This window comes from Actinomadura chibensis NBRC 106107, assembly GCF_001552135.1.
GTDB classification, from domain to species: domain Bacteria; phylum Actinomycetota; class Actinomycetes; order Streptosporangiales; family Streptosporangiaceae; genus Spirillospora; species Spirillospora chibensis.
The window spans coordinates 1-25,571 of record NZ_BCQP01000023.1; the positions used below are offsets into that span (position 1 = coordinate 1).

Annotated in this window: 26 protein-coding genes; 5 read left to right on the forward strand and 21 right to left on the reverse strand. The window is 71.4% G+C overall.

What is annotated here, in order from left to right:
• Positions 1–99: 99 nt before the first annotated feature.
• From ACH01S_RS13820 to ACH01S_RS13885, 14 genes are all read right to left on the reverse strand, one after another.
• Complete coding sequence (locus tag ACH01S_RS13820; protein ID WP_067890465.1) at positions 100–1,011, reverse strand: glycoside hydrolase family protein; 912 nt, start codon at positions 1,009–1,011, stop codon at positions 100–102.
• Positions 1,012–1,101: 90 nt separating this feature from the next.
• Positions 1,102–2,136: a TolB-like translocation protein gene (locus tag ACH01S_RS13825; protein WP_083980656.1), complete on the reverse strand. Its 1,035-nt coding sequence runs from the start codon at positions 2,134–2,136 to the stop codon at positions 1,102–1,104.
• The gene (locus ACH01S_RS13830) at positions 2,133–3,398 is read right to left on the reverse strand and encodes an MFS transporter (protein ID WP_067890468.1); all 1,266 of its coding nucleotides are present in this window, start codon (positions 3,396–3,398) and stop codon (positions 2,133–2,135) included. Before ACH01S_RS13830 ends, ACH01S_RS13825 begins: the two co-directional genes overlap by 4 nt.
• A gap of 4 nt (positions 3,399–3,402) precedes the next feature.
• On the reverse strand, positions 3,403–5,856 hold the full coding sequence (locus ACH01S_RS13835) for a LamG domain-containing protein (protein WP_148344455.1): 2,454 nt from the start codon (positions 5,854–5,856) through the stop codon (positions 3,403–3,405).
• A 419-nt stretch (positions 5,857–6,275) separates the two neighbouring features.
• Positions 6,276–6,923 (reverse strand): DUF4360 domain-containing protein, encoded by a 648-nt coding sequence (locus tag ACH01S_RS13840; RefSeq protein ID WP_067890474.1) that lies wholly within the window; start codon positions 6,921–6,923, stop codon positions 6,276–6,278.
• Between the two features lie 30 nt (positions 6,924–6,953).
• On the reverse strand, positions 6,954–7,607 hold the full coding sequence (locus ACH01S_RS13845) for a DUF4360 domain-containing protein (protein WP_067890477.1): 654 nt from the start codon (positions 7,605–7,607) through the stop codon (positions 6,954–6,956).
• Positions 7,608–7,905: 298 nt separating this feature from the next.
• Entirely contained in the window at positions 7,906–8,316 is a 411-nt protein-coding gene (locus tag ACH01S_RS13850) for an STAS domain-containing protein (RefSeq protein WP_067890479.1), read from the reverse strand.
• Positions 8,317–8,449: 133 nt separating this feature from the next.
• Positions 8,450–8,776 carry a MerR family transcriptional regulator gene (locus ACH01S_RS13855; RefSeq protein WP_067890482.1) on the reverse strand — a complete coding sequence of 109 codons (327 nt, stop codon included), beginning with the start codon at positions 8,774–8,776 and terminating at the stop codon, positions 8,450–8,452.
• Between the two features lie 181 nt (positions 8,777–8,957).
• Positions 8,958–9,398, reverse strand: a complete 441-nt coding sequence (locus ACH01S_RS13860) for an Hsp20/alpha crystallin family protein (protein ID WP_067890485.1) — start codon at positions 9,396–9,398, stop codon at positions 8,958–8,960.
• A gap of 142 nt (positions 9,399–9,540) precedes the next feature.
• A complete protein-coding gene (locus ACH01S_RS13865; RefSeq protein WP_169809260.1) occupies positions 9,541–10,875 on the reverse strand; it encodes an amino acid permease in 1,335 nt (444 codons plus the stop codon).
• Positions 10,876–11,096: 221 nt separating this feature from the next.
• The gene (locus ACH01S_RS13870; protein ID WP_067890491.1) at positions 11,097–11,885 is read right to left on the reverse strand and encodes an enoyl-CoA hydratase/isomerase family protein; all 789 of its coding nucleotides are present in this window, start codon (positions 11,883–11,885) and stop codon (positions 11,097–11,099) included.
• Positions 11,882–13,468, reverse strand: a complete 1,587-nt coding sequence (locus ACH01S_RS13875) for an AMP-binding protein (protein ID WP_067890494.1) — start codon at positions 13,466–13,468, stop codon at positions 11,882–11,884. The genes ACH01S_RS13870 and ACH01S_RS13875 overlap by 4 nt, the downstream gene beginning before the upstream one ends.
• A complete protein-coding gene (locus ACH01S_RS13880) occupies positions 13,465–14,094 on the reverse strand; it encodes a TetR/AcrR family transcriptional regulator (protein ID WP_067890497.1) in 630 nt (209 codons plus the stop codon). The genes ACH01S_RS13875 and ACH01S_RS13880 overlap by 4 nt, the downstream gene beginning before the upstream one ends.
• Positions 14,095–14,138: 44 nt before the next feature.
• Positions 14,139–14,426 carry a response regulator transcription factor gene (locus ACH01S_RS13885; protein ID WP_067890500.1) on the reverse strand — a complete coding sequence of 96 codons (288 nt, stop codon included), beginning with the start codon at positions 14,424–14,426 and terminating at the stop codon, positions 14,139–14,141.
• 83 nt (positions 14,427–14,509) lie between these two features.
• On the opposite strand from ACH01S_RS13885, the gene ACH01S_RS13890 reads away from it, so the two are divergent.
• Positions 14,510–15,712, forward strand: a complete 1,203-nt coding sequence (locus tag ACH01S_RS13890; protein ID WP_083980658.1) for a serine hydrolase domain-containing protein — start codon at positions 14,510–14,512, stop codon at positions 15,710–15,712.
• Positions 15,713–15,791: 79 nt separating this feature from the next.
• Here the strand turns inward: ACH01S_RS13890 and ACH01S_RS13895 are convergent, their stop codons facing one another.
• Together ACH01S_RS13895 and ACH01S_RS13900 are read right to left on the reverse strand one after the other, a co-directional pair.
• Positions 15,792–16,295, reverse strand: a complete 504-nt coding sequence (locus ACH01S_RS13895; RefSeq protein WP_067890507.1) for an FBP domain-containing protein — start codon at positions 16,293–16,295, stop codon at positions 15,792–15,794.
• A gap of 190 nt (positions 16,296–16,485) precedes the next feature.
• Positions 16,486–17,367 carry a DMT family transporter gene (locus tag ACH01S_RS13900; protein WP_067890509.1) on the reverse strand — a complete coding sequence of 294 codons (882 nt, stop codon included), beginning with the start codon at positions 17,365–17,367 and terminating at the stop codon, positions 16,486–16,488.
• Positions 17,368–17,559: 192 nt separating this feature from the next.
• On the opposite strand from ACH01S_RS13900, the gene ACH01S_RS13905 reads away from it, so the two are divergent.
• Entirely contained in the window at positions 17,560–17,820 is a 261-nt protein-coding gene (locus ACH01S_RS13905; protein WP_067890512.1) for a hypothetical protein, read from the forward strand.
• Between the two features lie 122 nt (positions 17,821–17,942).
• On the opposite strand, the gene ACH01S_RS13910 is transcribed toward ACH01S_RS13905, so the two are convergent.
• Both ACH01S_RS13910 and ACH01S_RS13915 read right to left on the reverse strand, forming a co-directional pair.
• On the reverse strand, positions 17,943–18,224 hold the full coding sequence (locus tag ACH01S_RS13910) for a hypothetical protein (RefSeq protein WP_067890516.1): 282 nt from the start codon (positions 18,222–18,224) through the stop codon (positions 17,943–17,945).
• 278 nt (positions 18,225–18,502) lie between these two features.
• On the reverse strand, positions 18,503–19,708 hold the full coding sequence (locus ACH01S_RS13915; RefSeq protein WP_067890519.1) for a hypothetical protein: 1,206 nt from the start codon (positions 19,706–19,708) through the stop codon (positions 18,503–18,505).
• Positions 19,709–19,939: 231 nt separating this feature from the next.
• On the opposite strand from ACH01S_RS13915, the gene ACH01S_RS13920 reads away from it, so the two are divergent.
• Positions 19,940–20,512: a hemerythrin domain-containing protein gene (locus tag ACH01S_RS13920; protein ID WP_067890522.1), complete on the forward strand. Its 573-nt coding sequence runs from the start codon at positions 19,940–19,942 to the stop codon at positions 20,510–20,512.
• A 25-nt stretch (positions 20,513–20,537) separates the two neighbouring features.
• On the opposite strand, the gene ACH01S_RS13925 is transcribed toward ACH01S_RS13920, so the two are convergent.
• Positions 20,538–21,248: a response regulator transcription factor gene (locus tag ACH01S_RS13925; protein ID WP_067890525.1), complete on the reverse strand. Its 711-nt coding sequence runs from the start codon at positions 21,246–21,248 to the stop codon at positions 20,538–20,540.
• 58 nt (positions 21,249–21,306) lie between these two features.
• Entirely contained in the window at positions 21,307–21,888 is a 582-nt protein-coding gene (locus tag ACH01S_RS13930) for a VanZ family protein (protein ID WP_067890528.1), read from the reverse strand.
• Positions 21,889–22,134: 246 nt separating this feature from the next.
• Between ACH01S_RS13930 and ACH01S_RS13935 the strand changes: the two genes are divergently transcribed.
• The gene (locus tag ACH01S_RS13935) at positions 22,135–23,613 is read left to right on the forward strand and encodes a M1 family metallopeptidase (protein ID WP_067890531.1); all 1,479 of its coding nucleotides are present in this window, start codon (positions 22,135–22,137) and stop codon (positions 23,611–23,613) included.
• A gap of 69 nt (positions 23,614–23,682) precedes the next feature.
• On the opposite strand, the gene ACH01S_RS13940 is transcribed toward ACH01S_RS13935, so the two are convergent.
• Positions 23,683–24,750 carry an L-type lectin family protein gene (locus ACH01S_RS13940; protein WP_067890533.1) on the reverse strand — a complete coding sequence of 356 codons (1,068 nt, stop codon included), beginning with the start codon at positions 24,748–24,750 and terminating at the stop codon, positions 23,683–23,685.
• A gap of 317 nt (positions 24,751–25,067) precedes the next feature.
• On the opposite strand from ACH01S_RS13940, the gene ACH01S_RS13945 reads away from it, so the two are divergent.
• Entirely contained in the window at positions 25,068–25,571 is a 504-nt protein-coding gene (locus tag ACH01S_RS13945; RefSeq protein ID WP_067890538.1) for a SigE family RNA polymerase sigma factor, read from the forward strand.

Sequence of the window (25,571 nt, forward strand, 5' to 3'; positions counted from 1 at the left end):
GCTGACGGCGCGGCACGCTGACGGCGCGGCACGCTGACGGCGCGGCACGCTGACGGCGCGGCACGGTGACGGCGCGGCACGGTGACGGCGCGGGCCGGGTCAGCGCAGCTCGGTCCGCAGCTCGTGTGCTCCGTCGGCGCGGGTCACCTCGTAGTACAGGCGGAGGCGGCCGTCCTCGGTGGGCAGGAAGTCCAGGTAGCGGAACCCTCCGCCCTGATGGGGCGAGGACGCCCACGGGGCGGAGCCGAGGGCCGAGAGCGCCGCGGGGTCGTCGCCGATGGCGAAGCCGGTGCGCTCCTCGAAGTTCTCCGCCGCGCTGGCCCGGCCGTCGTAGGCCGCCACGATCCCGTCGGGCGTGAAGCGCACCGCGCTGACCCGCACGCCCCGCGCGTCCCAGCGGCCCGGACGGGGGGCGAGAGCCGTCCCGTGCCAGGCCCATTCCAGGCCGTCCGCGCTGGTGGCGTACTCGGTGGACATCTGGTCGGCCTCGGCGGGGACGGCCAGCGGATGGCACGACGCCCACAGGTGCCAGCGCCCGCCGTGCCGGACGATCACCGGATCCTTCACGCCCGTCTTCTCGTCGCCGGGCAGCACGACCCGCCGGTCGCGGGGGCTGAACCCGTCCGGGGCGTCGGACTGGAGCACCTCCACGCGCCAGTGCTTGGTCCCCGGCGTGGCGCAGCTCAGGTAGAGCCGCCACGTCCCCTCCGGCGTCCGGACGAGGGTGGGCCGCTCCAGCGACTCGGCCTCCATCGCGTCCTTGCTGATCACCGACAGCGGTTCGAAGCGCTCACCGTCGGCGGAGCGGGCGACGACCACCGCGTACCCGCGTCCCTTCCCGATGGGCCGGCGCAGCCGGTAGGCCAGGTAGATCCATCCGTCGCTCGCGACCGCGCTGGGCGCTCCGGCCCAGTACCCGTCGCCCTCGCCCGGCGGTTCGACGGCGACCACCGAGCGGTCCGGGCGCGGAAGCAGCGCGGTGACCCGCCGGTCAAATTCCCCCAATTCCATGTCGGAATAATATGGCATGGCCCGGAAGCGATCGAGCATCGGGACGGGGCCGCTCGCGCTCGCGGCGCCGTGCGGTGGCCTCGCGTCGCTCTACACGTGGCGCTGCGCGCGGCCGGTCGACCGGACGGTGGGCGAGTCGGCGTCCGGGATGAGCAGGCGGGGCGCGGCGCCGCGCAGGGACGTCACCCACACGTCCGCGTTGCGGCCGCCCGCGCCGCCCTTCGGCACCGCGTACATCACCTGGTCGTCGTCGAGCCACGCCGCCTGGTCGTCCACGCTGCGGGTCTCCGCGAGCGGGGTCTCGACGCCGCTCGCGAGGTCGAGGACGTGGAAGCGCCACACGTCGGAGTTGGACCCGGTCCGCTTCTTGTAGACCAGCCGCCGGCCGTCCGGGGACAGCGACGGGCATTCGACGTTGTCGCGCAGGGCGGTGAGGGTGCGGCGCCCGATGTCGCCTTCGACGAGGTACCTGCGGTTCTGGGTGGCCACGGTGGCGAAGAACCGCTCTCCCCCGGGGACGAACGTCACTCCCCACACGTTGCGGTCGACGTTCTGGTTCGGGCGGCCGTTCAGCAGGAACGTGAACTCCTCGATGTTGCCGACCGGGTCGCCGCCGACCCGGCCGATGACGGTCTCGGTGGAGAAGCCGTCGGAGAGGTAGGAGTGCCCGGTGACGAAGGCCGTCGTGGCGTAGTAGCGGCCGTCCGGGGAGACGCGGGCCCGGCTCGGGATCCCGTTCAGCGGGACCTCTTTGCCCGGCCGGAGCCGTCCGTCCAGGAGGACGGCGGAGTACAGGTGCATCGGGTTGCGCGTCTGGCGCAGGCAGAGGCCGCCCTCGGGCGAGGCGGCCGTCCGCTCGCAGCGGGTCGGCAGGACGGCGCGCTCGCGCCGCACGTCGCCGGCCGGAAGCACGGCGACGTGCCCGAACGCCGGTCCCGGACGCAACGACCGGAACACGATCTGGCGGCCCCCGGGCAGCTCCGCCGAGCCGCCGCCCGGCCCGCCCGCCGTGCTCGCGCGCAGCGCCGACGAGGCGACGCAACTCGCCGCCACGGCCATGACCAGGACGGCGACTCCCAGCATGATCCTGCCGTCGTTCAGCCTGCGCGGGTCGAGCCGGATCATCGGGCCTCCGTCCGGTGGACGCGGGTTCGCGCGATCAGCGGAGCCGTCGCGAGCAGGGCGGCCGTGAGGGCGGCGGCGAAGGCCCACACGGCGGCGTCGCCGTCGGCGGCGGACCAGACGACGCCGAAGGCCACCGCCCCGAGCGCCCGCCCGGCCGCCACCGCCGCCTGGACGATGGAGATCCCGGTCGCGGTGAGCTCGGCGGGCAGCAGCGGCGCGGCGGCCGCGGGCAGGACGCCGTCCGTCGCCGCGTAGTAGGCGCCGAGGAACACGAGGCACAGCACGGCACCGGAGGCACCGCCGGTGAGGATCGCGGCGAGGTACGCGCACAGCAGCAGGCCGTACCCGGCGGTGAAGACGCGGTGCCTGCCGACCCGGTCGGACACCCGGCCGAACGGCACGGCGAGGGTCAGGTAGACCAGGCTGGTGCACAGGAACAGCAGCGGGAACCAGCGCGTCCCGACCGAGTCGTTCCGCAGCAGGACGAGGTACAGGAAGCTGTCGCTGATCGTGGCCGCCGACAGGACGGCCGCCGCGCCGAGCAGCCGCCGGAACCCGCCGATCCGCAGCAGGGCCGCGACGTCCCGCGGGGAGACCGCCCGCTCGCCCGGCCGCTCCCCCGGCGCGTCGGCGGCGGCCGTGCCGCGCCGCGCCTCGTTCTCCGGGACGCGGTTGACGAACAGGAGCACGCCCAGCACGGCCGCGCAGAACGAGACGACGAAGACCATGTCGAAGTCGCCCGGCGCGAGCGCGAGCAGCCCGAACGCGACGACGGGGCCGAGCAGCGCGCCGGTCGCGTCGAGGGCCCGGTGCACGCCGAAGGACCTGCCGAGCCGGTCCGGCGGGGCCGCCGTCGCGATGAGCAGGTCGCGCGGCGCGGTCCGCAGCCCCTTGCCCATGCGGTCGACGGCCACCGCCGCCGACAGCGCCCCCGCGCCCCCGGCCGGGAGCAGCAGGAGCTTGGCGGCGGCGCCGAGGGCGTAGCCCGTGCCCGCCATGAGCTTGGGACGCCGCAGCCGGTCCGCGAAGAAGCCGCCGAGCAACCGCATCACGACGGTCGCGGCCTGGTAGAGGCCGTCCAGCAGCCCGTACGCCGCGGGCGTGAGCCCGAGGGCGAGCGTCGCGAACAGCGGCAGGACGACCGTCACCATCTCGGTGGAGATGTCGGTGATCAGGCTCACCATGCCGAGGACGACCACGACCCGCGGTACCCGGACCGCCGACCTCGTCCCGTGCGGAATGCCCCGTACCGATATGTACACGGGGTCAGCCGGTGCCCGGGAGCGGCTTGTCGGCGGCGAAGGCCCTCAGGACGTTCCCGGTGATGGTGGAGATGTCGTTGTCGTAGTGGTTGTAGAACAGGCATCCGGCCCAGGCGATGGAGCTGGCCGAGAAGACCGCGCCTCCGTGCGGGTACTGGGTGAGGGCGACGTCTCCGCGGACGAGCCAGTTGACGGTGCCGCCTTCCATGAGGTTGGCGGTGTTGTTCTCTTCCTTCACGAACATGTACTCGTCGCCGAAGCCGGTGCCCGAGCCCAGCACGATCGTGTTGGCGGCGCTGCCGAGGGCGTAGTCGGCGCGGTCGAGTTCCTCTCCCATGGGACCGCCCGGGCTCTGCAGGGTGTCGAAGTCGCCGATGGGGCCGGTGGCCTTGACGCCGTCGAAGACCCAGGCCGCGCGCGGATCGCGGCTCTCCGCCGAGCGCTCCAGGGGCCGGTTGTACAGGCCGGTGCCGAGGCGGGAGCCGAAGCCCTGCGCGGTGAAGCCGACGCCGACGAGCTGCTGCGGGGGCCGTCCGCGGAAGCGCCACAGCCCGCCGAACTCGCCGGTGAGGCTGTGGTAGTACTCGCCGGGCGCGCTCTGCCAGGCCTCGGTGCCGTCGTGGCGACGCAGCTCGGTGTAGGTGCCGGTGCGGTCGAGCGGGGTGACCCAGTAGAAGCCGTTGCCGCCGAGGTACATCAGGCGTCCGCCGTCGTTCAGCCAGCCCTGCAGGGCGTCGAGCATGGGCTCGGACGTGTACTCGGGATGGCTGCCGGTGACGACGACCTTGTAGTCGTCCAGCAGCTTCCTGCCCTCGCGGTGCAGGTCGTGGTCGGTGATGTAGTCGACGTTGTGGCCGGTGGACTCCAGCCAGTCGAAGATGTGGGTGTCCGCCTCGAACTGCCACGGCCTGCCCTGCCCCTTGTCGCCCGTGGCGAGCGGACGCAGGTTGGTGATCGGGCGCAGCCCCGACGAGTAGACCACGCCGCTCCCGTCGGAGTGCCGCGAGTACTGGCTCAGGCCGCTCTGCAGGGAGCCCGTCCAGCCGTAGGCCAGGTAGCTGAACGTCGGGACCAGCATGGCGATCCTCGACGTGGGCTTGCCGCGCTTCGGACGGACGACGAACGTCGCGTGGTAGACGCGCCCGTCCGCCTCCAGCTTGGCCGCGTACACGCCGCTGCGCGCGTCGGCGGGCACCCGCCAGGTGAAGCTCGGCTTCCAGGCGGCGTCGCTCACGTCGTCGTCATGGAAGTACATCGCCCCGTACTGCCCGGGCGCCCGCGTGAAGTCCTGCTCGTCGGCCCGCCAGTTGTGGCCGGTGACGGCGCGGACGGGCAGGTTGACCGCGCGGCCGCGCAGCCCGTTGCCGGACGTGTCGACGACCTGGTCGGTGTCCGTCTTCTTGGAGAAGTCGAAGGCCGCCGCCGCCCCGGCGGCCGGTCCGCCGAGCCGCAGGGCGCGGATCTCGCGGTCGTCCAGCGCCCGGTCGAACACCCGGGGGGCGTCGATCTTGCCGTTGTAGAACCCGGTGGGCCGCCGGTCGGCGCCCTGGTAGGCGGCGATCAGCAGCGGGGCGGCGGCGTTCTTCAGCCCGCGCGCCCCGATCGCGCGGGTGACGACGGCCTCGGACGAGTTGGGGTGCCCGCTCAGCGGCTGCTGGTACAGCCTCACCTTCCCGGTGCCGGCGTCGTAGGAGACGGCGGCGAAGTACCACCCGGACGAGTTCACGTTCTGCGGCCGGACGGTGCCGCCCGGCTCGACCCCGCGCAGCGCCGGGGCCCACGGCTGGAGCTTCACGCCGCTGCCCACCGTGTGGACGTTCCCGGACCGGTCGGCGAGGCGCAGACCCAGCCCGCCGTCCCGGTCGACGACCATGCCGTATCCGGCCTTCTCCGCGTCCGACCACTTGGTCACGACGCCCTGCACCGCTCCGGTGGCGACCGGGGTCCGCTGGTAGGCGATGGGGTTGAGCTTGGAGCCGGGGACGGTGGTCGGCGCGATCCACGCCGTGATGGTGAAGCTCCCGTCCGGCCGCAGCTTGTCATCGTCTGGGACGGTCACGTAGGAGCCGGGCGGCAGCGTCTGGTACCGGCCGGGGTACTCCTTGTTGACGTCGGACGCGATGACCTGCTCCTTGAGCCCCGGCCCGCGCGGGTCCGCGTCCCCGTGCACCACCCGCACCATCGTCGCGCGGAAGCTGGGGCTCCTCGTGCTCGCCATGATCTTCACGGACTCGCCCGGCTGGACGGTCAGCCGGTCCGGATATCCGCTGATTCCCAGGCTGTCCAGTTCCTCCTGGGGCGTCCTCGGGTCGACGGGGAGCGGCGGCGGATCCACCTTCGGGGTCAGCGGCCATTTCGCCGCCGCGCCCACGTCCGTGGCCAGCGGCCCGGAGCCGCCGACCACGGCGACGAACAACGTGATCAGCAGGGCCGTTCCCATGCGTCTGCGCGCGAACACTCGATCACCTCTCCGTCGGTCCCGAGCCCTGGCCGCACAAGAGCGACGCGCCGCCCCACCGGACGCTCCGACCGCGCGCTGCCACACCCATGACTTGCTTCAAAGTAGAACAAGAAAGGGGCTCGTCCCAGAGCGCGATCACGCGGGCGGCTGGCCGAAAGCGGACCCGATTCCGCAGGTTTATCGCCGTCACCTCGAAAGATCACCGTGCGTCATTCACAGCGGGCCGGAAGGACGTATTGCGAACGAACCGCAAAGATCATTTCTGGCGACCGCACTTCCGCGGCCCATGGCGACCGGATCGCGGGGGAAGCGGACCGGCGAACCGGGAAACGACCAGGTGGGCGTGGACGGAATCGTCCACGCCCACCCGTGCGCCGCGCGCGGGGGGAGCGCAGGCGCGGCCCGACGAGCCCGGATCAGCGTGCGCTGGCGCACTTCTTCCAGGCGAAGTGGTACACGGTCTTTACGCTCCCGTCGGCCGAGTCGAAGGCCATGAAACTCGTCTTCGACTTGTCCGAGCCGGCGGTCACGCGAAGTTCGGTGTTGATGTTGAAATTACGGTTCTCGCCGCACGGTCTCCAGACCAGCTTCGCCACCGGTGTGCTGTCGGTGAACTGCCAGTTCTTGGAGTACTTGCCCTTGATCGTGTGCTTGACGACCGTGGTCTGGGACTGGCCCTGGTGGTAGTAGCCGGCCTGTTCCAGTCCGGTGGCGCCGGCCGCCAGGTTCGCGAAGCCGCGGTAGTCCGCCTTGGCGATCGCGTAGGTGAATCCCTGCGGGATATGGACGGCCAGGCTCAGCTGGCAGTTCTTGCGGAAGTCGGTCGCCTTGGATTTCCCGCCCGCCTGTGCCAGATAGTCGCTGTAGGTGACGGTGAAGGCGGTGTTGTCTTTCGAAGGGGCGACGGCGGCGGTCCCGGCCTTGCAGCCCGAGCCGTTCACGGTGACGACCCGCAAGGTGATCTTACCGGGGGGCGGCGGGCCGGCCGCCGCGGCCTGCGCCGTGCCCGTGGTCAGCGCCAGGCCGGAAAGGCAGGCCGCCGCGGCGGTCGCTCCTTTGCGCATCGATCGTTCTCCTTCAGAATTATCGCGGTCTTACGGGCAGGTCTTCCAGGAGAAGTGGTAGATCGTCTTGATGGAGCCGTCGGTGGAGTCCATGGCGAGGAAACTGACCTTCGAGGGGTCCGAGGTCCCGGCGTCGACGCGCAGTTCGGTGTTGATGTTGAAGTTGCGCTCCTCGCCGCACTTCTTCCATACCAACTGGGCCACCGGAACGCTGTCGCTGAACTGCCAGTTGTCGTTGAGGGGGCTCTGGATGGAGTGCGTGGCGCTTGTGGTCTGCGCGTTCCCCTGGAAGTAGTAGCTGGCCTTCTGGGTCCCCTTGGCGCCCTTCTCCAGATAGCCGAACCCGCGGTAATCCGCGCTGGCGATGGCGTAGGTGAAGCCTTGCGGCACGTGGACCTTCAGGGCCAGTTGGCAGTTCTTGCGGGAGTCGGTGGGCTTGGAGTCCCCGCCCGCCTGGGCCGTGTAGTCGCTGTAGGTGACGGTGAACGCCTCTTTGTCGGGCGAGACGGCGACGGCGGCCGTGCCGATCGGGCAGCCGGAGCCGTTGACGGTCACGACCTCGACCGTGACGCCGTCCGGGCCGCGGACGAGCCGCGGCGCCGAGGCGGACGCCGGGACGGCCGGCGCGGCGGCCATGGAAACGGCTGCGACCGCCGCGGCGGTAAATGCGATGCCTTTGCGCATGGGATTACCCCTCCACTGGGATGAAACGCCTTTCTTCGCGGATCGAAGAGGCGGGATGCCCCAGCGGTTCGGCTTCGATCAGAGGCCCACCATCGGGGCATGTATTAGAGCTGAATGGAGCGTAACTATCGAACTGGGAACGGTCAATCACCAGTTTTTAACTCTTCTATACTTGCGCGAATTCAACAGACCGGCGGGCGAAGTTCTATCTGCCCGGCGCCAATCGAATGGCGCGGTTGAATTTTTGACAAGGACCGTTCCAGGGGCCGACAGCGGCGATTGCGGGGCGGCGGGCCGATCAGTTGACGTCGCGGTCGCGGTCGCGGTCCCGCGGCGGCGCGGGCGCCGTGTCGGGTCCCGTCCGGGTGGCGTGGTGGGCCTGCACCGCGACGTCGGCGGTGCCGTAGATGGGGAAGACGCGGGTGAGCTGGGTGACGCGCAGGACCTCGCGGATCCGCTGGTTCACCGCGGCGAGGACGATCGACCCGTGCCGGCCGCGCAGATGGTGGTGGAAGGACAGCAGGACGCTCAGCCCGCTGGAGTCGATGAAGGCGACCGCGCCGAGGTCCAGGATGAGGTGGCGGGCGCCGGACGCGACCAGCCGGGCCAGGTCCTCGCGCAGCCCGGCGCTGGTGGCGACGTCGATCTCACCGGCGAGGACCACCACGGCCAGGTCGTGGTCGCAGCGGTGTTCCAGCGTCAGGGGCATGCGGTCGTCACTCCTCCTTCCGGATGCTCATCCCTTACCCGGGTCGTCCTTCCGGAACGGCCGGGCGGCGGGGACGCGTCCCATCCTCTCGCGGAACGCCCCCGGTCCGGGCACCGCACACGCCAGAGCGCGGTCAGGACGGATCAGGCGGGGGGCGGAGCGAGTCCAGGCGGCGGGCGAGTTCGTCGCGTTCGCGGGTGACCTCGGCCAGTTCGTGCTGAAGCTCGAAGATGCGGCGGATGGCGGGGAGCGTCATGCCCTCGTCCATCATGACCACGACCTGCTGGATGCGGCCGATCTCGTGGCGGGAGTAGCGGCGCTGCCCGCCCGCCGACCGCCGCGGCGAGACCACCTGGTGATCGTCGATGCGGCGCAGGAACGCCTGCCGCACGTCGAGCATGTCGGCGACCTGGCCCACCGTGAACAGGGCCGCGTGCTCGTCGTCCAAGGGCAGCGTCACGTTCTCTCCCTTCGGCTCCGGGCGCCGCGGGCCCGTGGCGAACCTGGTCGTCGACCGGACGCGCGCGGCCCCACTCCGGGCGGGGGCGGCGTGTGGCGTGCCGTCCTCCGCCGGAGCGGGGCCGCGCGGACCGGCTCGGACACCGGGTCGGCTTCACCCGATGGCCGGTGTGGGGCGCCGGTCAGGCCCGGATGGACTTGCGGTTGCCGCCCGTCTGCTGGACGGCGACCTTGCGTGGCCTGGCCTTCTCCAGCACCGGGATCCGGACGGCGAGGACGCCGTTGTCGTAGGCGGCCTCGATCTTCTCGGCGTCCAGGTGGTCGGAGAGGTAGACCCGGCGGGTGAAGGAGCCCATCGGCCGCTCGCGGACGAACACGCGCTCGTCCTCGCCGAACTCCTCCTCGCGCCGCGCGCTCACCGACAGGACGCCGCGGTCCACGGTGACCTCGATCGAGCCGGGGTCGATGCCGGGAAGGTCGAACCGCAGGACGACGTCGTCGGCGCGGCGGATGCCGTCCATCGCCATGCCCGCGCCGTTGCCGTTCCCGGTGACCTGCCGCACCGCCCGGTCGAACTGGCGCTCGAACTCCTGCACGAACGGGTCGATCGACGTCAGCAGCATCGTCGCTTCACCTCCGAAGATCCCCGGGACCCTCCATGCCCGGGAGCGTTGACCTGTACAGAGAGGAAACCTACAACTGAAAGTATAGGTAACTGGATCCGAGGTCTGTCAACCCTGGCGGCGGGATGCCTTGTTTCCCAGGTCAGACGACGGCGTCGCTGGGTTCTTCGCGGCGCGACTTGATCTCGTAGGCGAGGAGCGTCCCGCCGACGGCCACGGCGACCGCGCCGACGACCGGGAGCGCCTCGGGCGACGAGGCGACCGCGGCGAACGCCAGCACCAGCAGCGCCACCACGACGCGGCTCAGCCAGGGGAACCCCCACATCCGCAGCCGGAGCAGCTCGGGCGACTCGGCCTCCATGCGGCGGCGCAGCCGCAACTGGCTGAGCGCCACGAAGACGTAGAGCAGCAGCACCAGCAGCCCGGCGGTGTTGATCAGCAGGTCGAAGGCGTCGTCCCCGGCCGCGAACGCGGCGGTCATCAGCACCAGCGCGAGCGCGGCGCCGCCGAGCAGCGCGGGCGCGGGGACCCCGGACGCGCGCACCCGGGCCGCCGCGGCCGGGGCGTCGCCGCGGGCGGCCATCGCGCCGAGCACGCGCGACGCCGCGTACAGCGCGGCGTTCATCACCGACAGGACCGCGACGAGGATGACCCACGTCATCAGGGTCGCCGCGCCGGGGACGCCGAGTTCGGCGATGGCCGTCGCGAACGGGCTGTCGGTGCCGTTCGCCGGGACGCGGTTCCACGGCACGACCGCCAGGATGACCAGCACCGAGCCGACGTAGAAGATCAGGACCCGCCAGACCACCCGCAGGGTGGCCCGCGCGACCTCCTTCGCGGGTTCGGCCGACTCTGCCGCCGCGATGGTGACGATCTCCGCGCCGAAGTAGGAGAACAGCACCGTGACGAGGGCGGTGAGGACCGCGCCCCAGCCCTTCGGGGCGAACCCGCCGTGGTCGGTCAGCGCGCTGAGCCCGCCGCCCGCGCCGTCGGACGGCCACAGCCCGAGGACGTACAGCGCCCCGGCGACGAGGAACGCCACGATCAGCGCGACCTTGGCCGAGGCCAGCCAGAACTCGGTCTCGCCGAACAGCCGCACCGAGACGAGGTTGGCCGCGGTGAGCGCGACCAGCAGCGCGACGGCGGTCGGCAGCACCGGGACGTCGCCGGACAGCGAGTGCAGCAGCTTCGCCCCGGCCACGCCCTCGAACGCGACCGCGACGATCGCGAAGAGCCAGTAGCACCAGCCCACGAGGAACCCGGCGCGCGGGCCGAGCGCCGTCCCGGCGTAGTCGGCGAACGAGCCCGCCGAGGGCCGCGCGGCGGCCATCTCGCCGAGCATCCGCATCACCAGGATGACGATCAGGCCGCCGAGGACGTAGGCGACCAGCGCCGCCGGGCCGGTCTCGGCGATCACCTTGCCGCTGCTGACGAACAGGCCGGCGCTGATGACCCCGCCGATCCCGATCATGGTCATGTGCCGTCGTTTGAGTCCGCGGTGGAGCGATCCCCCGCTGTCGTGCCCGGTCATGGCGTTCGGCTCCCTGCTGTTTCGGGGAAAGGGGAGGTCGGGACCCGGCCCGTGGGCGGGCCGGGCCCTCGTTGATCGCGGGGGGCGGGAGCGGGCGGCGGCGGGCACGGGCGGCCCGCCGCCGGGACGGGGACGGCGGGGGCCTGCGGCAGCCCGCCGTCCGGCGGTCAGGCGCCGCGGTAGACGGCGGGGCGGCGCTCGACGAAGGAGCGGACGCCTTCGAGGACGTCCTGGCTGCGCAGGCAGGCCAGCAGTCCCTCGGTCTCCAGGTCGAGCACCTCTTCCAGGTCCAGCTCCCAGACCCGGTGCATGGCCTCCTTGATCAGCCGGATCGGGGTGGGCGCGGCGGCGGCGACGCGCTCGGCCAGCTCAAGCGCCGCGTCGAGCAGCGCGTCGTCGGGGACGAGCCTGCTGACCAGCCCGGCGCGGTACGCCTCGGCGGCGTCGATCGTCTCGCCGGACAGCAGCAGGTCGACCGCGCGGCCGTGGCCGACCAGGCGGGGCAGCGAGTACAGCACGCCGTTGCTCGGGAACAGGCCGCGGTGCACCTCCTTGAAGGCGAACGACGCGGCATGCCCGGCCAGCCGCAGGTCGCTGGCGATGGACAGCTCCACGCCGACGCCGACCGCGATCCCGTTGACCGCCGCGATGATCACCTTCGGGTGGCCGGTGAAGCGGCGGGTGAGGTCCTGCAGCGCGGCGGTCCGCTCGACCAGGTCGGCGTCGGTTCCGGCGGCCAGTTGCGCGCCCGCCTCCTTGAGGTCGGTGCCCGCCGAGAAGGCCCGGCCGGTGCCGGTGAGGACGACCGCGCCCACCTTGTCGTCGCTTGCGGCCTCGTCCAGGGCGGCGACTAGCTCTCCATAGGTGCGCTGCCGGAAGGCGTTGAGCGCTTCGGGCCGGTCGAAGGTGACCACCATGGTCGAGCCGTCGCGGCGCACTCGCAGATCGGTGCTCATCGGGTTCCCTTCCGGGCGTCGTAGGCGCCGTCCCGTCCAGCGGGCAGCAGATGTTTGGCGATGCGTTCGGACGGCGTCATCGGGAACTCCTCGACGAACTCCACGAACCTCGGCGTCTTGAAGTCGGCCAGCCGCTCGCGGACGTAGGCGACCAGCTCGGCCGGCTCGACGGGGGCGGCGGGCTGGACGAACGCCTTGACCTCCTCGCCGAACAGGTCGTCCGGCACGGGGACGACGGCGGCGGCCCGCACCGCGGGGTGGCCCGCCAGGACGGCCTCCACCTCGGCGGCGGCGATGTTCTCGCTGCCGCGCCTGATCATCTCCTTGAGCCGTCCGACCAGGTGGTAGTGGCCGCGCTCGTCCCGGTAGCCGAGGTCGCCCATGGGGTACCAGCCGTCGCGGAACAGCGGCTCGTCCCGGTTCCAGTAGCCGGTCAGCATCGGCTCGCCGCGCGCGACGATCTCGCCGACCTCGCCGTCGGCGGCGTCGGTCCCGTCCTCCCGGACGATCTTGGCCTCCTTGCCGGGGACGGGCCGTCCCATCGCGCCGGTGCCGACGCAGCTGGTGTCCTCCGGCGGGACGGCCAGCACGACCCCCGCCTCGGTGCTGCCGTACGCCTCCCGCCACGGCGCGCCCCAGCGCTCCTCGATCGTCGCGTGCAGGGCGGGCGTGATGCCCGAGCACAGGACGAGCCGGACGCGGTGGGAACGGTCCAGTTCGGGGTCGGGCGGCTGCTTGAGCAGCAGCAGCGGCATCGTCCCGAGGACGTAGAAGAAGGTCGCGCCGTGCTCGCGGACGGACGGCCAGAACCCCGACGCGGAGAAGCGCGGCAGGATCACCAGCGGGATGCCGGTCAGCAGGCACAGCACCGTGTTCCACTGCGGGTCCATGTAGTAGAAGGGCTGCGCGGTGAGGTCCACGTCGTCCGGCGTGACGGCGGCGACGTCGGCCGCGAGCTCGGCGAGGTGGAGCCAGTAGCGGTGGGTGAGCATGCAGCCCTTGGGGAACCCGGTCGTCCCCGACGTGTACTGGAGGTTGACCAGGTCGTCCCAGCCGATGTCGGGCAGGTCGCGGACGCCGGGCGCGGCGGCCATCTCGGCGCCCGCGTCGAAGGCGCCGGAAGTGCGGGCGGCTTCGGGCGCGGGTCCGGCGTCGGCGGGGTCGAGCAGCCCGACCTCGCCGAACTCCAGGGCCAGCAGCGCCTCGGCGGCGGCCGCCGTGCCCGCGAGGGCCAGCGCGGCGCCGGAGTCCCGGACGACGTAGGCCAGGTCGGCGCTGCGGTAGCCGGGGTTCACCGGGACGATCACCGCGCCGAGCTTGGCGATCGCCAGCCACGCGACAGGGAAGCCGACGCCGTTGTCCAGCATCACCGCGACCCGGTCGCCGCGCCGGACGCCGTGCGCGGCCAGCACGCCCGCGAGCCGGTTGGTCAGCTCCTCGACCCGCGCGACGGTGGTCTCGGTCCCGCCGAAGCGGAACAGCACCCGGTCGCCGTCGGCCTCCGCCCGGGCGCGGAGCAGCCCGCTGAGGCCCCCGGCGATCTCCACGGCCGTCCGCCCGCCGTCCGGCGGCGCGGCGGTCACGCGCGCCGCCGGGTGGCGAGGTCGAACATCGTCACCAGCTCGGCGGCGCAGTCGGCCAGGTCGATGGCCTCCTCGTCGAAGACCCACTGGAGCATCACGCCGTCGATCGCGCCCTGGACGGTGGCGGCCAGCGTGCCCGGCGCGAAGTCGCGGAAGTCGCCGTCGGCCTGGCCGCGCCGCAGGATGCCCTCCAGGTGGTGGCGGCACGGGTCGTACATGTCGGCGTTGAAGCGGCGCTTGGCCTCCGGCGACCCGAAGCTGCCCCAGATGTCCACCAGCGCGACGAAGTTGGCGCGGTTGGCCGCCATGAACTCGAAACTGGCCTCGATGAAGGCGCGCAGGCGGCGCGGGGCGTCCGGGGCGCGGTCCACCCTGGCCTTGATGAACCGGTTGGTCTCCGCGAACAGCGCGTTGACCACCTGCTCTATCAACTCGTCCTTGCCGGCGAAGTGGTAGGAGATCACGCCCTTGCTGACGCCGACGTCCTGGGCGATCCGGGCCAGCGACGCCTGCGGCAGCCCGGCGGTGGCGATGGTGGAGATCGCGCCCTCCACGATCTGCCGCCGCCGGGCCTCCTCGATGAACGAAGCCTTCTTCTGGCTGCCCTGATCAGTTTTTGACCGCATGGCCAGAATTCAATCTCGCCGGACGGCCGCGCGGCAAGCCCTGGTCAGCGACTGTGCGGTTTCCCCCACCCCGCGCCCGGCCGTTCGCTCGCGCTCTCGCCTGGGCGGCCGTTCGCCGCGAGGTAGTGCAGCACCGCCAGCACCCGCCGGTTCCCGGACGCCGACGCGGGCAGCCCGAGCTTGGCGAACACGGCGGTGACGTGCTTCTCGACGGCGCTCAGCGACACGTACATCCGGTCGGCGATGCCGCTGTTGGACCAGCCCTCGGCCATCAGGGCGAGCACTTCGCGCTCCCTCGGGAGCAGGGAGTCGTCCCAGCCGGAATCGGGCATGGCGGCACCTCCTTGGTGCGGGAAACCGCAGAAATCGCGCGGACCTCTTGTCTCACTCATACCATCCGGATTGGATCCTGGCCATGCGGTCAAGAATCAGCCACCATGGCCAGAAGTCCCGAATGCTCGGCGCCGTCCTGGCCGGTGCGGTGCTCGGCGGCGGCCTCGCCGCCCCCGCGCTCGCCGCCCCGCCCCTCCCCCGGACGGCGCCGCTCCATGCCGCCGGCAGGGAGGCGGTGAGCGCCCAACTCCGCTGCCTGCTGGACGGCGTCGTCGCGCCGCCCATCCCCGGCGCGATCCTCTCCATGACCGGACCCGGACGGAGCTTCCAGGGCGCGGCCGGGGTGTACGAGCTGGGCGGACGCCCCCTGCGCACCTCCGACACGTTCCGGACGGCGAGCGTCACCAAGACGATGACGGCGGCCGTCGCGCTCCGCCTCGCCGAGCGCGGCGACCTGCGCCTGGACGCGCCCATCGGCACCTACCTGGACCGGGAGCTCGTCGCGCGCATCCCGTACGGCTCGCAGATCACCGTCCGGCAACTGCTGAACCACACCGCCGGGGTGTACGACTACGTGCAGGACCACGCCTGGTTCCAGTACGTGCTCGACCACCCGTACAAGACCTGGACGCCCCGGGAGCTCATCGACTGGGCGCTGCGTTCGGGCAAGCCCTACTTCGCGCCCACGCAGGGCTACCACTACTCGGACACGGGGTACGCGCTCGCCGGGCTCGTCATCGAGCGGGCCGCCGGGCAGCCGCTGCACCGGCTGTACCGGTCGATGCTGCTCAGGCCGCTGAAGATGGACAGCACCTACCTCGAATGGTGGGAACCGTCCCGCGGCACGCGCGCCCACAGCTACCTCGGCGACCGCGACACCTACGACTTCAACCCGACGTTCGACACGTTCGGCGGGGGCGGCCTGGTCTCCACCTCGGCCGACCTCAACCGGTTCATCCGCGGCCTGTTCGAGGGGCGGGTGTTCAAGCGTCCGGCGACGCTCCGGACGATGCTGCAGGTCAGCCCGCAGAGCGTCAAGAGTGGCTCGCCCTACGGCCTCGGCATCAGCCGAGTGACGGTGACGGGCGGCGAGACCGCCTACGGGCACACCGGCTTCTTCGGCGCGTTCCAGGTCTACGTCCCGAAGAAGCGGGTCGCGGTGACCGGCACGATCACCCAGGCCGGGATGGTGGTCAAGGAGAGGTGGAGCGACTTCATCGATAAGGCGGTCCTGGCGAGCATCGGCGGTCGGTCCGCCGAACCCTGCGAGCGCCAGGCCGGTTAGGACGCCTTCGGAGCCGAGGAGGACGGCACCGGGCCCCGCCCGCCCGGTGCCGTCCGGACCGCCGCGGCGGGCTCGCCGATCAGCCGACGACCGAGGCGACGAAGGCGTCCACCTTCGTCCTGATGCGCGCGATCTTCTCTTCGAGCGGGACGCCGTCGTCGTGGCCGTCGCCCAGCAGGGTGTGCTTCTTGCCCCGCACGTAGAGGGAGCAGGCGAGATCGGTGCACAGGTACTGCCCGACGGTGTTGCCCTGCTTGCCCGCCTCGCCGCCGCGCCGGGCGCTCATCAGCGCGACGCCGCCGCCGGTGTGCACGGTCTGGCAGAAGGAGCACAGGCTGGTCGAGTTGAACCCGCGCGCCTTGCCGGGCGTGGACGCGAACCGCAGCGCGATCCCGGCGAGCCGGTCGCCCGTCTCGGTGACCAGGTAGGCGCGCTCGGGGGCCTTGGGGTCCCGCCAGCCGAGGAATTCGAGGTCGTCCCAGGGCGACTCGGCGAAGTCCTTGGGGAGGTTGAGGCGCTTGGCGTCGCCCTTGGAGCAGTTGACGAAGCAGGACCGCAGCTCGCGTTCGCTAATCGGTCGCATGGATCGCGAGCTTAGGTTCGCGTCCGTGACGGGGGCAAACGGTTTATCCGAGCGCTCGCGGTCGAAGGCGCGGATCGCCTCGTCCCCGATGTAAAGGGCCCGCAGTCCGAGCGGCCGGTCGCCCGCCGGCCACCGCGCGCGATCGACGGGGAGGGTGGCGGCGCGTCAGGAGCGCCAGAACGATGTGCCTTCAGGGCCGTGTTCCAGATCCGCTCCGCGCGCTCGCGGGCGGGCGCCGTCCGGTGCTGGTCGTCCGGACGCCGCAGGCCATGGCGAGCGCGCCGGCGGCGATGATCGCCAGCCGCACCGGGGACGTCCTGATCTGCTCGTGGAACGCGGTGAGGCCGAGGACGACCGAGACCAGCGGCTCGGCGAGCGTCATCGTCGTCAGCGGCGCCGCCAGCGAGCTGTGCTGGAACGCGCTCTGGTTGAGCTGCAGCGCCACGACCCCGCTGCCGATCAGCGCGTACATCTCCCAGTGCAGCGGAAGCGTGAGCGGACGGGTGGTCAGCAGGTCAGCGGTGGTCTTGAGCAGCGCCGCGCCGAACCCGTACAGGACGCCGGTGGCCAGGCCGATGTAGGCGCCCGAGCGGGAGCCCCTGGTCGTCCGCCACGACAGCAGGAGCAGGACCAGCACGGCCGCCCCGACGAGCAACCCGGACGCGAGCCACGCGGCCCCGGAGGGACGGTCGATCCCCGCCCTCGGGTCGGCGGCGGCCAGGAAGGCGGCGAGGCCCCCCGCGGCGAACGCGACCCCGACCAGGTCGCGGCGGTGCGGACGGCGGCGGTCGAGCACGGCCTCCGTCGGCACCGACAGCAGCAGCCCGCTGACCAGGACCGGCTGGACGAGGACGAGCGTGCCGACGTGCAGCGCCGTCGTGTGCAGGACGATCCCGGCCAGGTCGCCGAGCTGCCCGCAGACCCAGATCGGATGGTGCAGCAGCCGCCACAGCAGCCGCACGTCGAACAGCCGGTGGCGGACCTCATGGAACGCCGCGTGATGCTGGAACGCCGCCGCGAGCGCGAAGAACACCGCCGCCGCCAAGGCGAGCGCGATCGCGAGGAGGCTCACCCGGACCGGGCCCCGCGCCCGCCGAACGCGCGCATCGTCAGGCGTCCCTCCCTGCCCGCGCTACGGCGGCGCCCCTCGCGCTCGCCGGGGGGATGGTCGCGTCGCCGACTCCATGCCCCGGCGCGGCGGGCGTGTAACCCGCGCGCATATGGAGGTGTGGACGGTCCGCACGTCGCACAGAGGAGGATCCCGATGAGGACGCCCGTCTCCGCGGAAACGATGCCGACGAGGACGCCGACCGGCGGTCACCTGACGGTGAGAGGCCGCCGACGCCGGGTGCGGGCCCTCGCACTGGGCACGCTGCTCGCCGCGCTCCTCGCGTTCAGCACGGCGATCGAGTACGGCCTCGCCGTCGGCCACGACGGGGCCGTGGCCGCTTCGGAAGCCCCCGCCACCGGACACGGCTCCGCTGTCGCCAATGGCGACGGCACCGCCCTCGGGCTGGGCCGGTAGTAGCAACAGCCCTGATCACACAAGTGCTTTTCTCCGGCGGTGGGAGAACCGGCCGCCTTCATCGTTATCGAGAAGGCGGCCGGTTTCATAATCCCGCGACGCGAAGGGCGAGCGCACTGCCGTCAGGCGCGCTGCGCCCCGCTGACCACCGCGCGCAACGCCCGCGCCAGCACCACGATCGGCACGACGAATACGTAGAAGAAGATCTCGTAGGAGCCACCGTCGAAAATGAAGCCGAGGTAGACGCCGTAACCGAGCATCCCGATGCCCAGCGCGACGTACACGAGCCGCTCGGTGACCTTGGAGCCGGGCAGCGCCGCCGCGACGGCCATCAGCAGGCCGGAGACCATCAGCGCGACGACATACCACGAGAACAAGGGCTCGGCACTGAAATCGAGGTTCATCTGCTTCCTTGCGCGGGGGATGAAAGAGCGAAAACGGCAGGACTATAGCGCAGAGAAGGCGGATGGGTTATAGGGTTTTCGAAAGGTCCCCGTTTCGGGTTCGATCAGGGCGACGGCCGTTTCAGTCGGTGGCGCCCTCCACGCCGGAGTCCAGCGGCAGCGCGATCTCCAGGTGTTCAGGGAGATCCCTGCCGCGTGGCGGCCTCCTCGACCGATGCCTTCAGAGCCTTCGGGAGGCGGAGGCTGGTGCGGGCCGCGCCTCGCGGGAATGGTGTGGGCTATGACTTCGGCTTGTCGCGGAGGCTGGCGACGGGATGGGGGCCGTCGGTGGTGAGCCGGTACTCGTCGCCGAACTTGTCGCGGTGCTCGTCGATGACGCGCTCCTGCGCACCCCGTTCGGCGTTGATCTTGTCCTGGTACTCCTCGAACCGCTGGTGCGCCTCCTGGACGTAACCGGTGCCGAGCGTGGTCCAGTCGATCTGGGTCCCCAGCAGTTCACGGACGAGTTGCTTGTTGGGCTCGAACGTGACCGGCTCGGGCAGCGCGGGGGCGAGCACCGATTCGGGGTCGCGGCCGTCGTGGCGGCGCATCAGGTCGCACGCGATCCGCAGGTGCTCCAGTTCCATGTTCAGGTGCAGTTCCCAGATGCCCTTGACGCGCGGGTCGGTCTCGGTCTGCATGAACGAGTAGTACAGATAGCACTCGTTGTATTCGTGGTTGACGAGCCGTTCCCACCACGTTTCGCCCGGGTCGACGAGTGATTCGTAATGCGTGACGTGCTCTTCCTCGACCAGGCCGATCTCCTGGTAGAGCTGGCGGGCGATCGGCTCCATGTACATCGGGCCGACGTTCATGTAGAAGTTCATCGTCTGCTGCTCGGCCGACATGATGGTCAGGGCGTGGAGCTTGGAGATCGGCGCGGCGGCGTCCTTGTCGTAGGGCTCGCGGACGTTGTCGACCGCGTCCCGGTGCTGGAGGTAGCCGGGCCGTCCCGGCATCACCTCGGTGAGCTGGTCGATGACCTTCTCGGCCTTGCGGTGCTCGATGATCTCGTACAGGTTGGCGTACCGGTACAGGTGGTCGAAGTCCTCCAGCAGACCGAACTGGTAGGCCTGCTTGAGGTAGGGGTCGGGTTCCATCCGCGCGACCCAGCCGGTCAGGTCGACGGCGACCTGCTCGTAGCTGATCGTCGTCTCCAGCACCGACGCCTGCCCCGGCAGCAGCCAGTTCACCACCTTCTGCTGCTGCGCCTCGATGTAGCGGACCTTGGCCAGTTGCTGCTTGACCTCGATGTCCGGGCAGACGCGGGCGAAGTGGTGGCTGAACATGATCGCCTCCACCTCGATGCCGTTCATCGTGATGATCCGGCATTTGGTGTAGGGATCGGAGCGGTCGGGGTCGACGGGGGCGACATCGAGCTGACCCCAGTTGCGCAGTTGGTCGTCCAGCGGGATACCGCGGTGTTCGAGCGGGTTGAACGCCACCGGGCTCACTCTCCTCGTGAATTCTGACGTCTCGGCGGAGCCGCCCCTACCCGAGCAGCCCGGTTCCGCACATCGGGTGCCTGATCGCGGACAAGATCTTTGCCGGTTCCCGGTACCCGGCCCGCTTAGCCGTCCGAACGCCGGGTAACTGATGCCGCGTCATGCACCCGGAGGTCCGCCGCTCGGACGGGCCGTCCCGGACCGCGCCGACCGGAACAGCCAGGAGGGCTCATGCGGACCACACCCGCCGACGCTCGGACGACCGAAGACGTGATCGACCTGCTGCGCGCCCAGCACGGCCGCATCCGCGACCTGTTCGACCAGGTCATGAACACCGAGGGCGAGGAGCGTACGGCCGCCTTCCGGGAACTGGTGCGCCTGCTGGCCGTCCACGAGACCGCCGAGGAGGAGATCGTCCATCCGATGGCGCGGCGGCTCCCCGGCGGCGACGGCATCGTGGACGACCGGCTCGCCGAGGAGCGCGAGGCCAAGGAACTCCTCTCGGAACTGGACGGCATGGACACCGAGGACCCGCGCTTCCTCAAGTCCATCGACAAACTCCGCGTCGACGTCCTCACCCACGCCCGCGCCGAAGAACGCTACGAGTTCGACCGGCTCAAGGACCAGTTCAGCCCGGCCCAGCTCAAGGGCTTCGCCGCCGCCGTCCGCGCCGCCGAGGCCACGGCTCCGACGCATCCCCATCCCGGCACCGAGAGCGCCACCAAGAACATGCTCGCCGGGCCCATGGTCGCGATGGTGGACCGCGTCCGCGACATGATCCGGGACGCGCGCGACAAGGGCTGAGACCCCGGCCGAGGCGGGCGGCGGGCTAGGTGGCGTCGCCGTCCGTTCCGGTGTCCGCTTCGGTGTTCGCTTCGGTGCGGGTGTCGATCCGGTAGCCGACGCCGGGGACCGTCGCGATCAGCCATGGCCGGCCGAGTCGCTTGCGCAACGCCGAGACCGTGATGCGGACCGCGTTGGTGAAGGGGTCGGCGTTGGCGTCCCAGGCCCGTTCCAGCAGCTCTTCGGCGCTGACGACGCCGCCCTGGGCGGCGACCAGGACTTCGAGCACGGCGAACTGCTTGCGGGTGAGCGCGACGTAGTGCCCGTCGCGGAAGACCTCCCGGCGGAACGGGTCCAGCCGCAGGCCCGCGATCTCGCTGACCGGCGGGCGGGCGTAGGCGCGCCTGCGGTCCAGCGCGCGCAGCCGCAGCACCAGTTCGCGGAGCTCGAACGGCTTGGTGAGGTAGTCGTCGGCGCCGAGCCCGAACCCCGAGGCCTTGTCGTCGATGCGGTCGGCGGCGGTGAGCATGAGGATCGGGATGCCGCTGCCGGACGCGACGATCCGCCGGGCGACCTCGTCGCCGGACGGGCCGGGGATGTCGCGGTCCAGGACCGCGAGGTCGTAGGAGTTGACGCTGAGCAGTTCGAGGGCGGAGTCCCCGTCGCCGGCGATGTCGGCGGCGATCGCCTCCAGCCGGAGCCCGTCCCGGACGGCTTCGGCCAGGTAGGGCTCGTCCTCCACGATCAGCACGCGCATGGCTTCAGCCTAGGCGGCGCGGCATATCGCTGGTGTATGCGAATTCGGGCCGCCCCGGTCAGCCCGCGCAGGAGCGTCCGGTCGCGGGATGGGGTCCCGGTCCGTCGGTGCGGGGCGACGACCACCGGTACAAGCGCGCCGCCAGCGCGGCCAGCCCCGCCCCGGCGGCGTTGAGCAGCACGTCGTCCACCGAGGACACGCGGTCCAGCCACAGGACGTACTGCGCGGTCTCGACCAGGGCCGAGCAGCCCGCCCCGAGCGCGAGGATCCGCGTCACCGACGCCAGCGCCGGGAACCGCAGCGGGGCGAGGAACCCCAGCGCCGCGAACACCAGCAGGTTGCCGACGACCTGGCCCGTCGACATCGTGGCGAGGTCCCGCAGCGGCACGAGGCTCACCCGGCCGGGGACGACGCCCGCCCCCGCACCCGGCAACATGATCATCCAGATCGACGGCGCCGTTCCGTAGACCATGCCGACGTCCGCGAGCGACGTGCGCCACGCGCGGGCGGACATGGCGCCGGCGGCCGTCCGGCGGCGTGCCAGCAGCCACACCGCCAGCGCGGCCAGCGGCAGCGCCGCCACCGTGATGAACGCGACGCCGGTGAACGTCCCGACCAAGCCCTGCCATCCCCTGATCACACTGCCTCCGCTTCCGTCCGCGCCCCATTGAAGGCGGAGGGCCGTTGCGGCGGCGTATGCGGTTTTCGATACGCCCGCGATACACGCGGCTCCTGCGGGACGGAGGCCCTAGCCGCGCCGGGGGGCCTCCAAGACAATCTTCGGGTGACTCCCGGCATCCAGGCGAGCCGCCGGCGCCGCGCCGCGGCTCGACAGGATCTCCTATATTCCTATAGGAAAAGTATAGTTTGCGAAGGAGTGCTCCCCATGCGAAGAACCCCCCTCCTTGCCGTCACGGCAGCCGCCACGGGCATCGTGCTGTGCGCCACCTCGGCCCTGGCCGCCGCCGGACCCGGCGCGCCCGGCATCGGCGACCCGTACTACCCGGACTACGGGAACGGCGGGTACGACGTCGGCCACTACGACCTCGACCTGAAGTACCAGCCCGCCACCGACACGCTCCAGGGCACCGCGAAGATCACGGCCCGGGCCACCCAGGACCTCAGCCGCTTCAACCTCGACTTCCTGCTCGACACCCAGAAGGTCACGGTCAACGGTCGCAAGGCGACGTTCACCACGTCCGGCGCGCACGAACTGGTGATCACGCCCGCGCGCGCTCTGCGCAAGGGCTCGCGGATCGACATAACGGTGAGCTATTCGGACGTGCCGTCCACGAAGAAGTACAACGACTACGTCGGATGGGTCAGGACGCCGGACGGCGCGGTCGCCGCCCAGGAGCCGGAGAGCGCCTGGTGGTGGTTCCCCAGCAACGACCACCCGCTCGACAAGGCCGGCTATGACATCAGGATCACGGTGCCCGAGGGGCTCCAGACGATCAGCAACGGCGAGCCGCGCCGCGCCCGCACGTCCCACGGCTGGACGACCACCGCCTGGCACGAGGCCAAACCGCAGGCGACCTATCTGGCCACGCTGGCGGTAGGGAAGTTCGAGGTCCACCGGGCCCGCACCGACAGCGGGCTGCCCGTGATCACCGCCTACAGTCCCGATGTCGCCCCGGCGCTGCTCAAGGCGGCCAAGGCCAGCATCGACCTCACCCCGGAGGTCGTCGACTGGGCGAGCACGGTCTTCGGGCCCTATCCCTTCACGTCGATCGGCGGGTACGTCCCGAACGTCAAGTCGCGTTTCTCGCTGGAGGAGCAGACGCGGGTCTTCTACAGTCCCGCCGCGTTCGCCTCCGGCGTCCGGCCCTACCTGATCGTGCACGAGAACGCCCACCAGTGGTTCGGCGACAGCGTCTCGCTCACGACCTGGCGCGACATCTGGCTGAACGAGGGGTTCGCCTCGTACGCCGAATGGCTGTGGTCGGAGAAGACGGGACAGGGCACCGCCGCCGAGGTCGCGAAGAAGACCTATGACAGCTACCCGGCCGACGACCCGTTCTGGCAGGTCAAGGTCGCGGACCCGGGCCCCGGCGAGAACCAGTTCCACGACGCGGTCTACGACCGGGGGGCGCTGACCCTCCAGGCGCTGCGCGCGGCGGTCGGCGACGCGAAGTTCTTCGCCATTCTCCGCGCCTGGGCGACGCGCCACCGTTACGGCAACGCCACCACGGCCCAGTTCGAGGCCCTTTCCGAGAAGATCTCCGGAAAGGACCTGCGCACCCTCTTCCAGACCTGGCTTTACACCCCGGGACGTCCCGCCTCGCCGCCGCAGCGCGTCGCGGTCACGTCGACCCCGCGGAGCTGGAAGGAGATCCGAGAGACGCGGACGCTGGAAGGCCGCTGACCGACCTCTCCCGGCGGTGGCCATGCGCTCCGATCGGAGAGCCGCATGGCCGCCGCCGGGCAGTGGCTCCTATTCGGACGCGCGTTTGCTGCGCAGGACCACTCGGCGGATGAGTTGCACGTCGGTGAGCGGTCCCGTGGACGCCGCGAACCCGAATTTGACGGTCGCCGGAAGGGGCCGGGGAGCGCGGAACCTCAGCACTTCCTGGAAGCCGTCATCGTCCTCGAAATCGATGTCGACGGTGACGACCGGGTGGTTGCCGGGCGACACCACGACGCGGACGGTCCGCCTCACCGGTTCCAGCAGCTCTTCGGCCCGTTCCGCCGAGACCCTGGCGGACATCCTCCTCAGGTCGCCGTGCAGGTTCCCGGGAAGCGTCGACGACCACGGGCCCCTGGACGACGTGTTGTCGGTCGTCGCGGCGAGCAGGCAGTAGCCCCGGACGCCGTTACCGGGACCGCGGGCGCTCACGACATTGGGTCCGGGCGCGGGCGGGCGGGACGACGTCCCGGCCGGAGAACGGCGGTCGCAGCCGTTCCCGCGCCCTTCCCCGTCGCCGAAGTACTCGCCGAGCGCGTCGAGCCCGATACCGAGATATCCGCCGTCAACGCCTGGGACGAATTGGGCGTCGGATCGGCCGCCGGGCCTTTTCTGGGCGTAGCCGAGGCTGCCGCCGAACGCGCCCGGCGTCGTGAGGCGCCGCGATCCGTCGGTGATGAAGAACGAGATGCCGTCGGCGGGCGACCGGGTCGTATTGCCGTACTGCCATTGCTCGAAGGTCGCCTCCACGCCGTCCCTAGCGGAGAGGGGCGAGTCGAACAGGACGGCGCCGGTCTGTTCCGGGTGGGCGTCGGTGAGCTGGAGGTATCCGTGCCGCGCCGCCCCGCCGGGCGGCACCGGACCGGCCGGGTCCCGGCGGCATCCCCGCAGCGGATGGTTCGTGCCCTCCGCCGCCGCCCGTCCGCGCGCGGCGCCGGTCAGGCACGCGGCGCCGTATCCGATGAAACGCGAATCCGCGGTGGCCCCGGTGAACGACTCGTCCAGCAGCAGAGAACCCGGACGCCGTGCCGCCACCGAAGCGTTCCCGGGCAGCGCGGCGGCGACCACGGCCGCGCCGACCCCGATCGACGCGACCATTCGAGTGAAACCATGCCTCATATCGTTGGCTCTTCCTTCGCGAGTCCGCCGCCGTCAGTCCACCGCACTCATATGAACCCGAACCCGCGACCGGAAACGCGCGGTGCCCCTCTCGTGGAAGTCTCCGCGACAGATCATTACGGAAAGGCACGCCATCGCCCGCGATGGTCACGGGCCGGTCTGCGACGATCGGCCGGTGCGGCGGGCGGGAGGTGCCGCCGCCCGCGTCCGCGCCCGTCCGAAGGCAACCGTTCCGAAGGCAACCGTTCCGGGGGTCCAGCCGGTAGTTGTCGGCAGGAGATCTGCTTGGAGGGTGGATGCGGGAGCAACCGGACTACGTGGCGTACGTGAGGGAGCGGTCGCCGCGCCTGCTCAGAACGGCCTACCTGCTGTGCCGCGACTGGGCGCTCGCCGAGGACCTGCTGCAGGCGACGCTCGTCAAGGCGTGGCGGGCGTGGCGCCGGATCGAGGCCGACCCCGACCCGTACGTCTACCGCATCCTCGTCAACACGCACGCGTCATGGACGCGGCGGCGCTGGCGGGGCGAGCGTCCCACCGAGCGCCCGGCGGACGGGCCCGACCCCGCGGACGGGATCGGCGCGGCCGAGGACAAGGCGGTGCTGTGGGACGCGCTCGGCCGGCTCCCCCACCGGCAGCGCGCGACCGTCGTGCTGCGCTTCTTCGAGGACCTGTCCGAGCCGCAGGTCGCGGCGGCGCTCGGCTGCTCGGTCGGGACCGTGAAGAGCCAGACCAGCAAGGCCCTCGCCAAGCTCCGGGTCGATCCGAGCGTCCTGGCCTCCGCGTCGCGGGAAGGAGAGTGA

Excerpts from the sequence above, each read along its gene's own strand:
- ACH01S_RS13820 (WP_067890465.1), bottom strand. The coding sequence starts at position 1,011 with ATGGAATTGGGGGAATTTGACCGGCGGGTCACCGCGCTGCTTCCGCGC.
- ACH01S_RS13825 (WP_083980656.1), bottom strand. The coding sequence starts at position 2,136 with ATGATCCGGCTCGACCCGCGCAGGCTGAACGACGGCAGGATCATGCTG.
- ACH01S_RS13840 (WP_067890474.1), bottom strand. The coding sequence starts at position 6,923 with ATGCGCAAAGGAGCGACCGCCGCGGCGGCCTGCCTTTCCGGCCTGGCG.
- ACH01S_RS13845 (WP_067890477.1), bottom strand. The coding sequence starts at position 7,607 with ATGCGCAAAGGCATCGCATTTACCGCCGCGGCGGTCGCAGCCGTTTCC.
- ACH01S_RS13850 (WP_067890479.1), bottom strand. The coding sequence starts at position 8,316 with ATGCCCCTGACGCTGGAACACCGCTGCGACCACGACCTGGCCGTGGTG.
- ACH01S_RS13860 (WP_067890485.1), bottom strand. The coding sequence starts at position 9,398 with ATGCTGCTGACGTCGATCGACCCGTTCGTGCAGGAGTTCGAGCGCCAG.
- ACH01S_RS13865 (WP_169809260.1), bottom strand. The coding sequence starts at position 10,875 with ATGACCATGATCGGGATCGGCGGGGTCATCAGCGCCGGCCTGTTCGTC.
- ACH01S_RS13870 (WP_067890491.1), bottom strand. The coding sequence starts at position 11,885 with ATGAGCACCGATCTGCGAGTGCGCCGCGACGGCTCGACCATGGTGGTC.
- ACH01S_RS13880 (WP_067890497.1), bottom strand. The coding sequence starts at position 14,094 with ATGCGGTCAAAAACTGATCAGGGCAGCCAGAAGAAGGCTTCGTTCATC.
- ACH01S_RS13885 (WP_067890500.1), bottom strand. The coding sequence starts at position 14,426 with ATGCCCGATTCCGGCTGGGACGACTCCCTGCTCCCGAGGGAGCGCGAA.
- ACH01S_RS13890 (WP_083980658.1), top strand. The coding sequence starts at position 14,510 with ATGCGGTCAAGAATCAGCCACCATGGCCAGAAGTCCCGAATGCTCGGC.
- ACH01S_RS13895 (WP_067890507.1), bottom strand. The coding sequence starts at position 16,295 with ATGCGACCGATTAGCGAACGCGAGCTGCGGTCCTGCTTCGTCAACTGC.
- ACH01S_RS13905 (WP_067890512.1), top strand. The coding sequence starts at position 17,560 with ATGAGGACGCCCGTCTCCGCGGAAACGATGCCGACGAGGACGCCGACC.
- ACH01S_RS13910 (WP_067890516.1), bottom strand. The coding sequence starts at position 18,224 with ATGAACCTCGATTTCAGTGCCGAGCCCTTGTTCTCGTGGTATGTCGTC.
- ACH01S_RS13920 (WP_067890522.1), top strand. The coding sequence starts at position 19,940 with ATGCGGACCACACCCGCCGACGCTCGGACGACCGAAGACGTGATCGAC.
- ACH01S_RS13925 (WP_067890525.1), bottom strand. The coding sequence starts at position 21,248 with ATGCGCGTGCTGATCGTGGAGGACGAGCCCTACCTGGCCGAAGCCGTC.
- ACH01S_RS13935 (WP_067890531.1), top strand. The coding sequence starts at position 22,135 with ATGCGAAGAACCCCCCTCCTTGCCGTCACGGCAGCCGCCACGGGCATC.
- ACH01S_RS13940 (WP_067890533.1), bottom strand. The coding sequence starts at position 24,750 with ATGGTCGCGTCGATCGGGGTCGGCGCGGCCGTGGTCGCCGCCGCGCTG.
- ACH01S_RS13945 (WP_067890538.1), top strand. The coding sequence starts at position 25,068 with ATGCGGGAGCAACCGGACTACGTGGCGTACGTGAGGGAGCGGTCGCCG.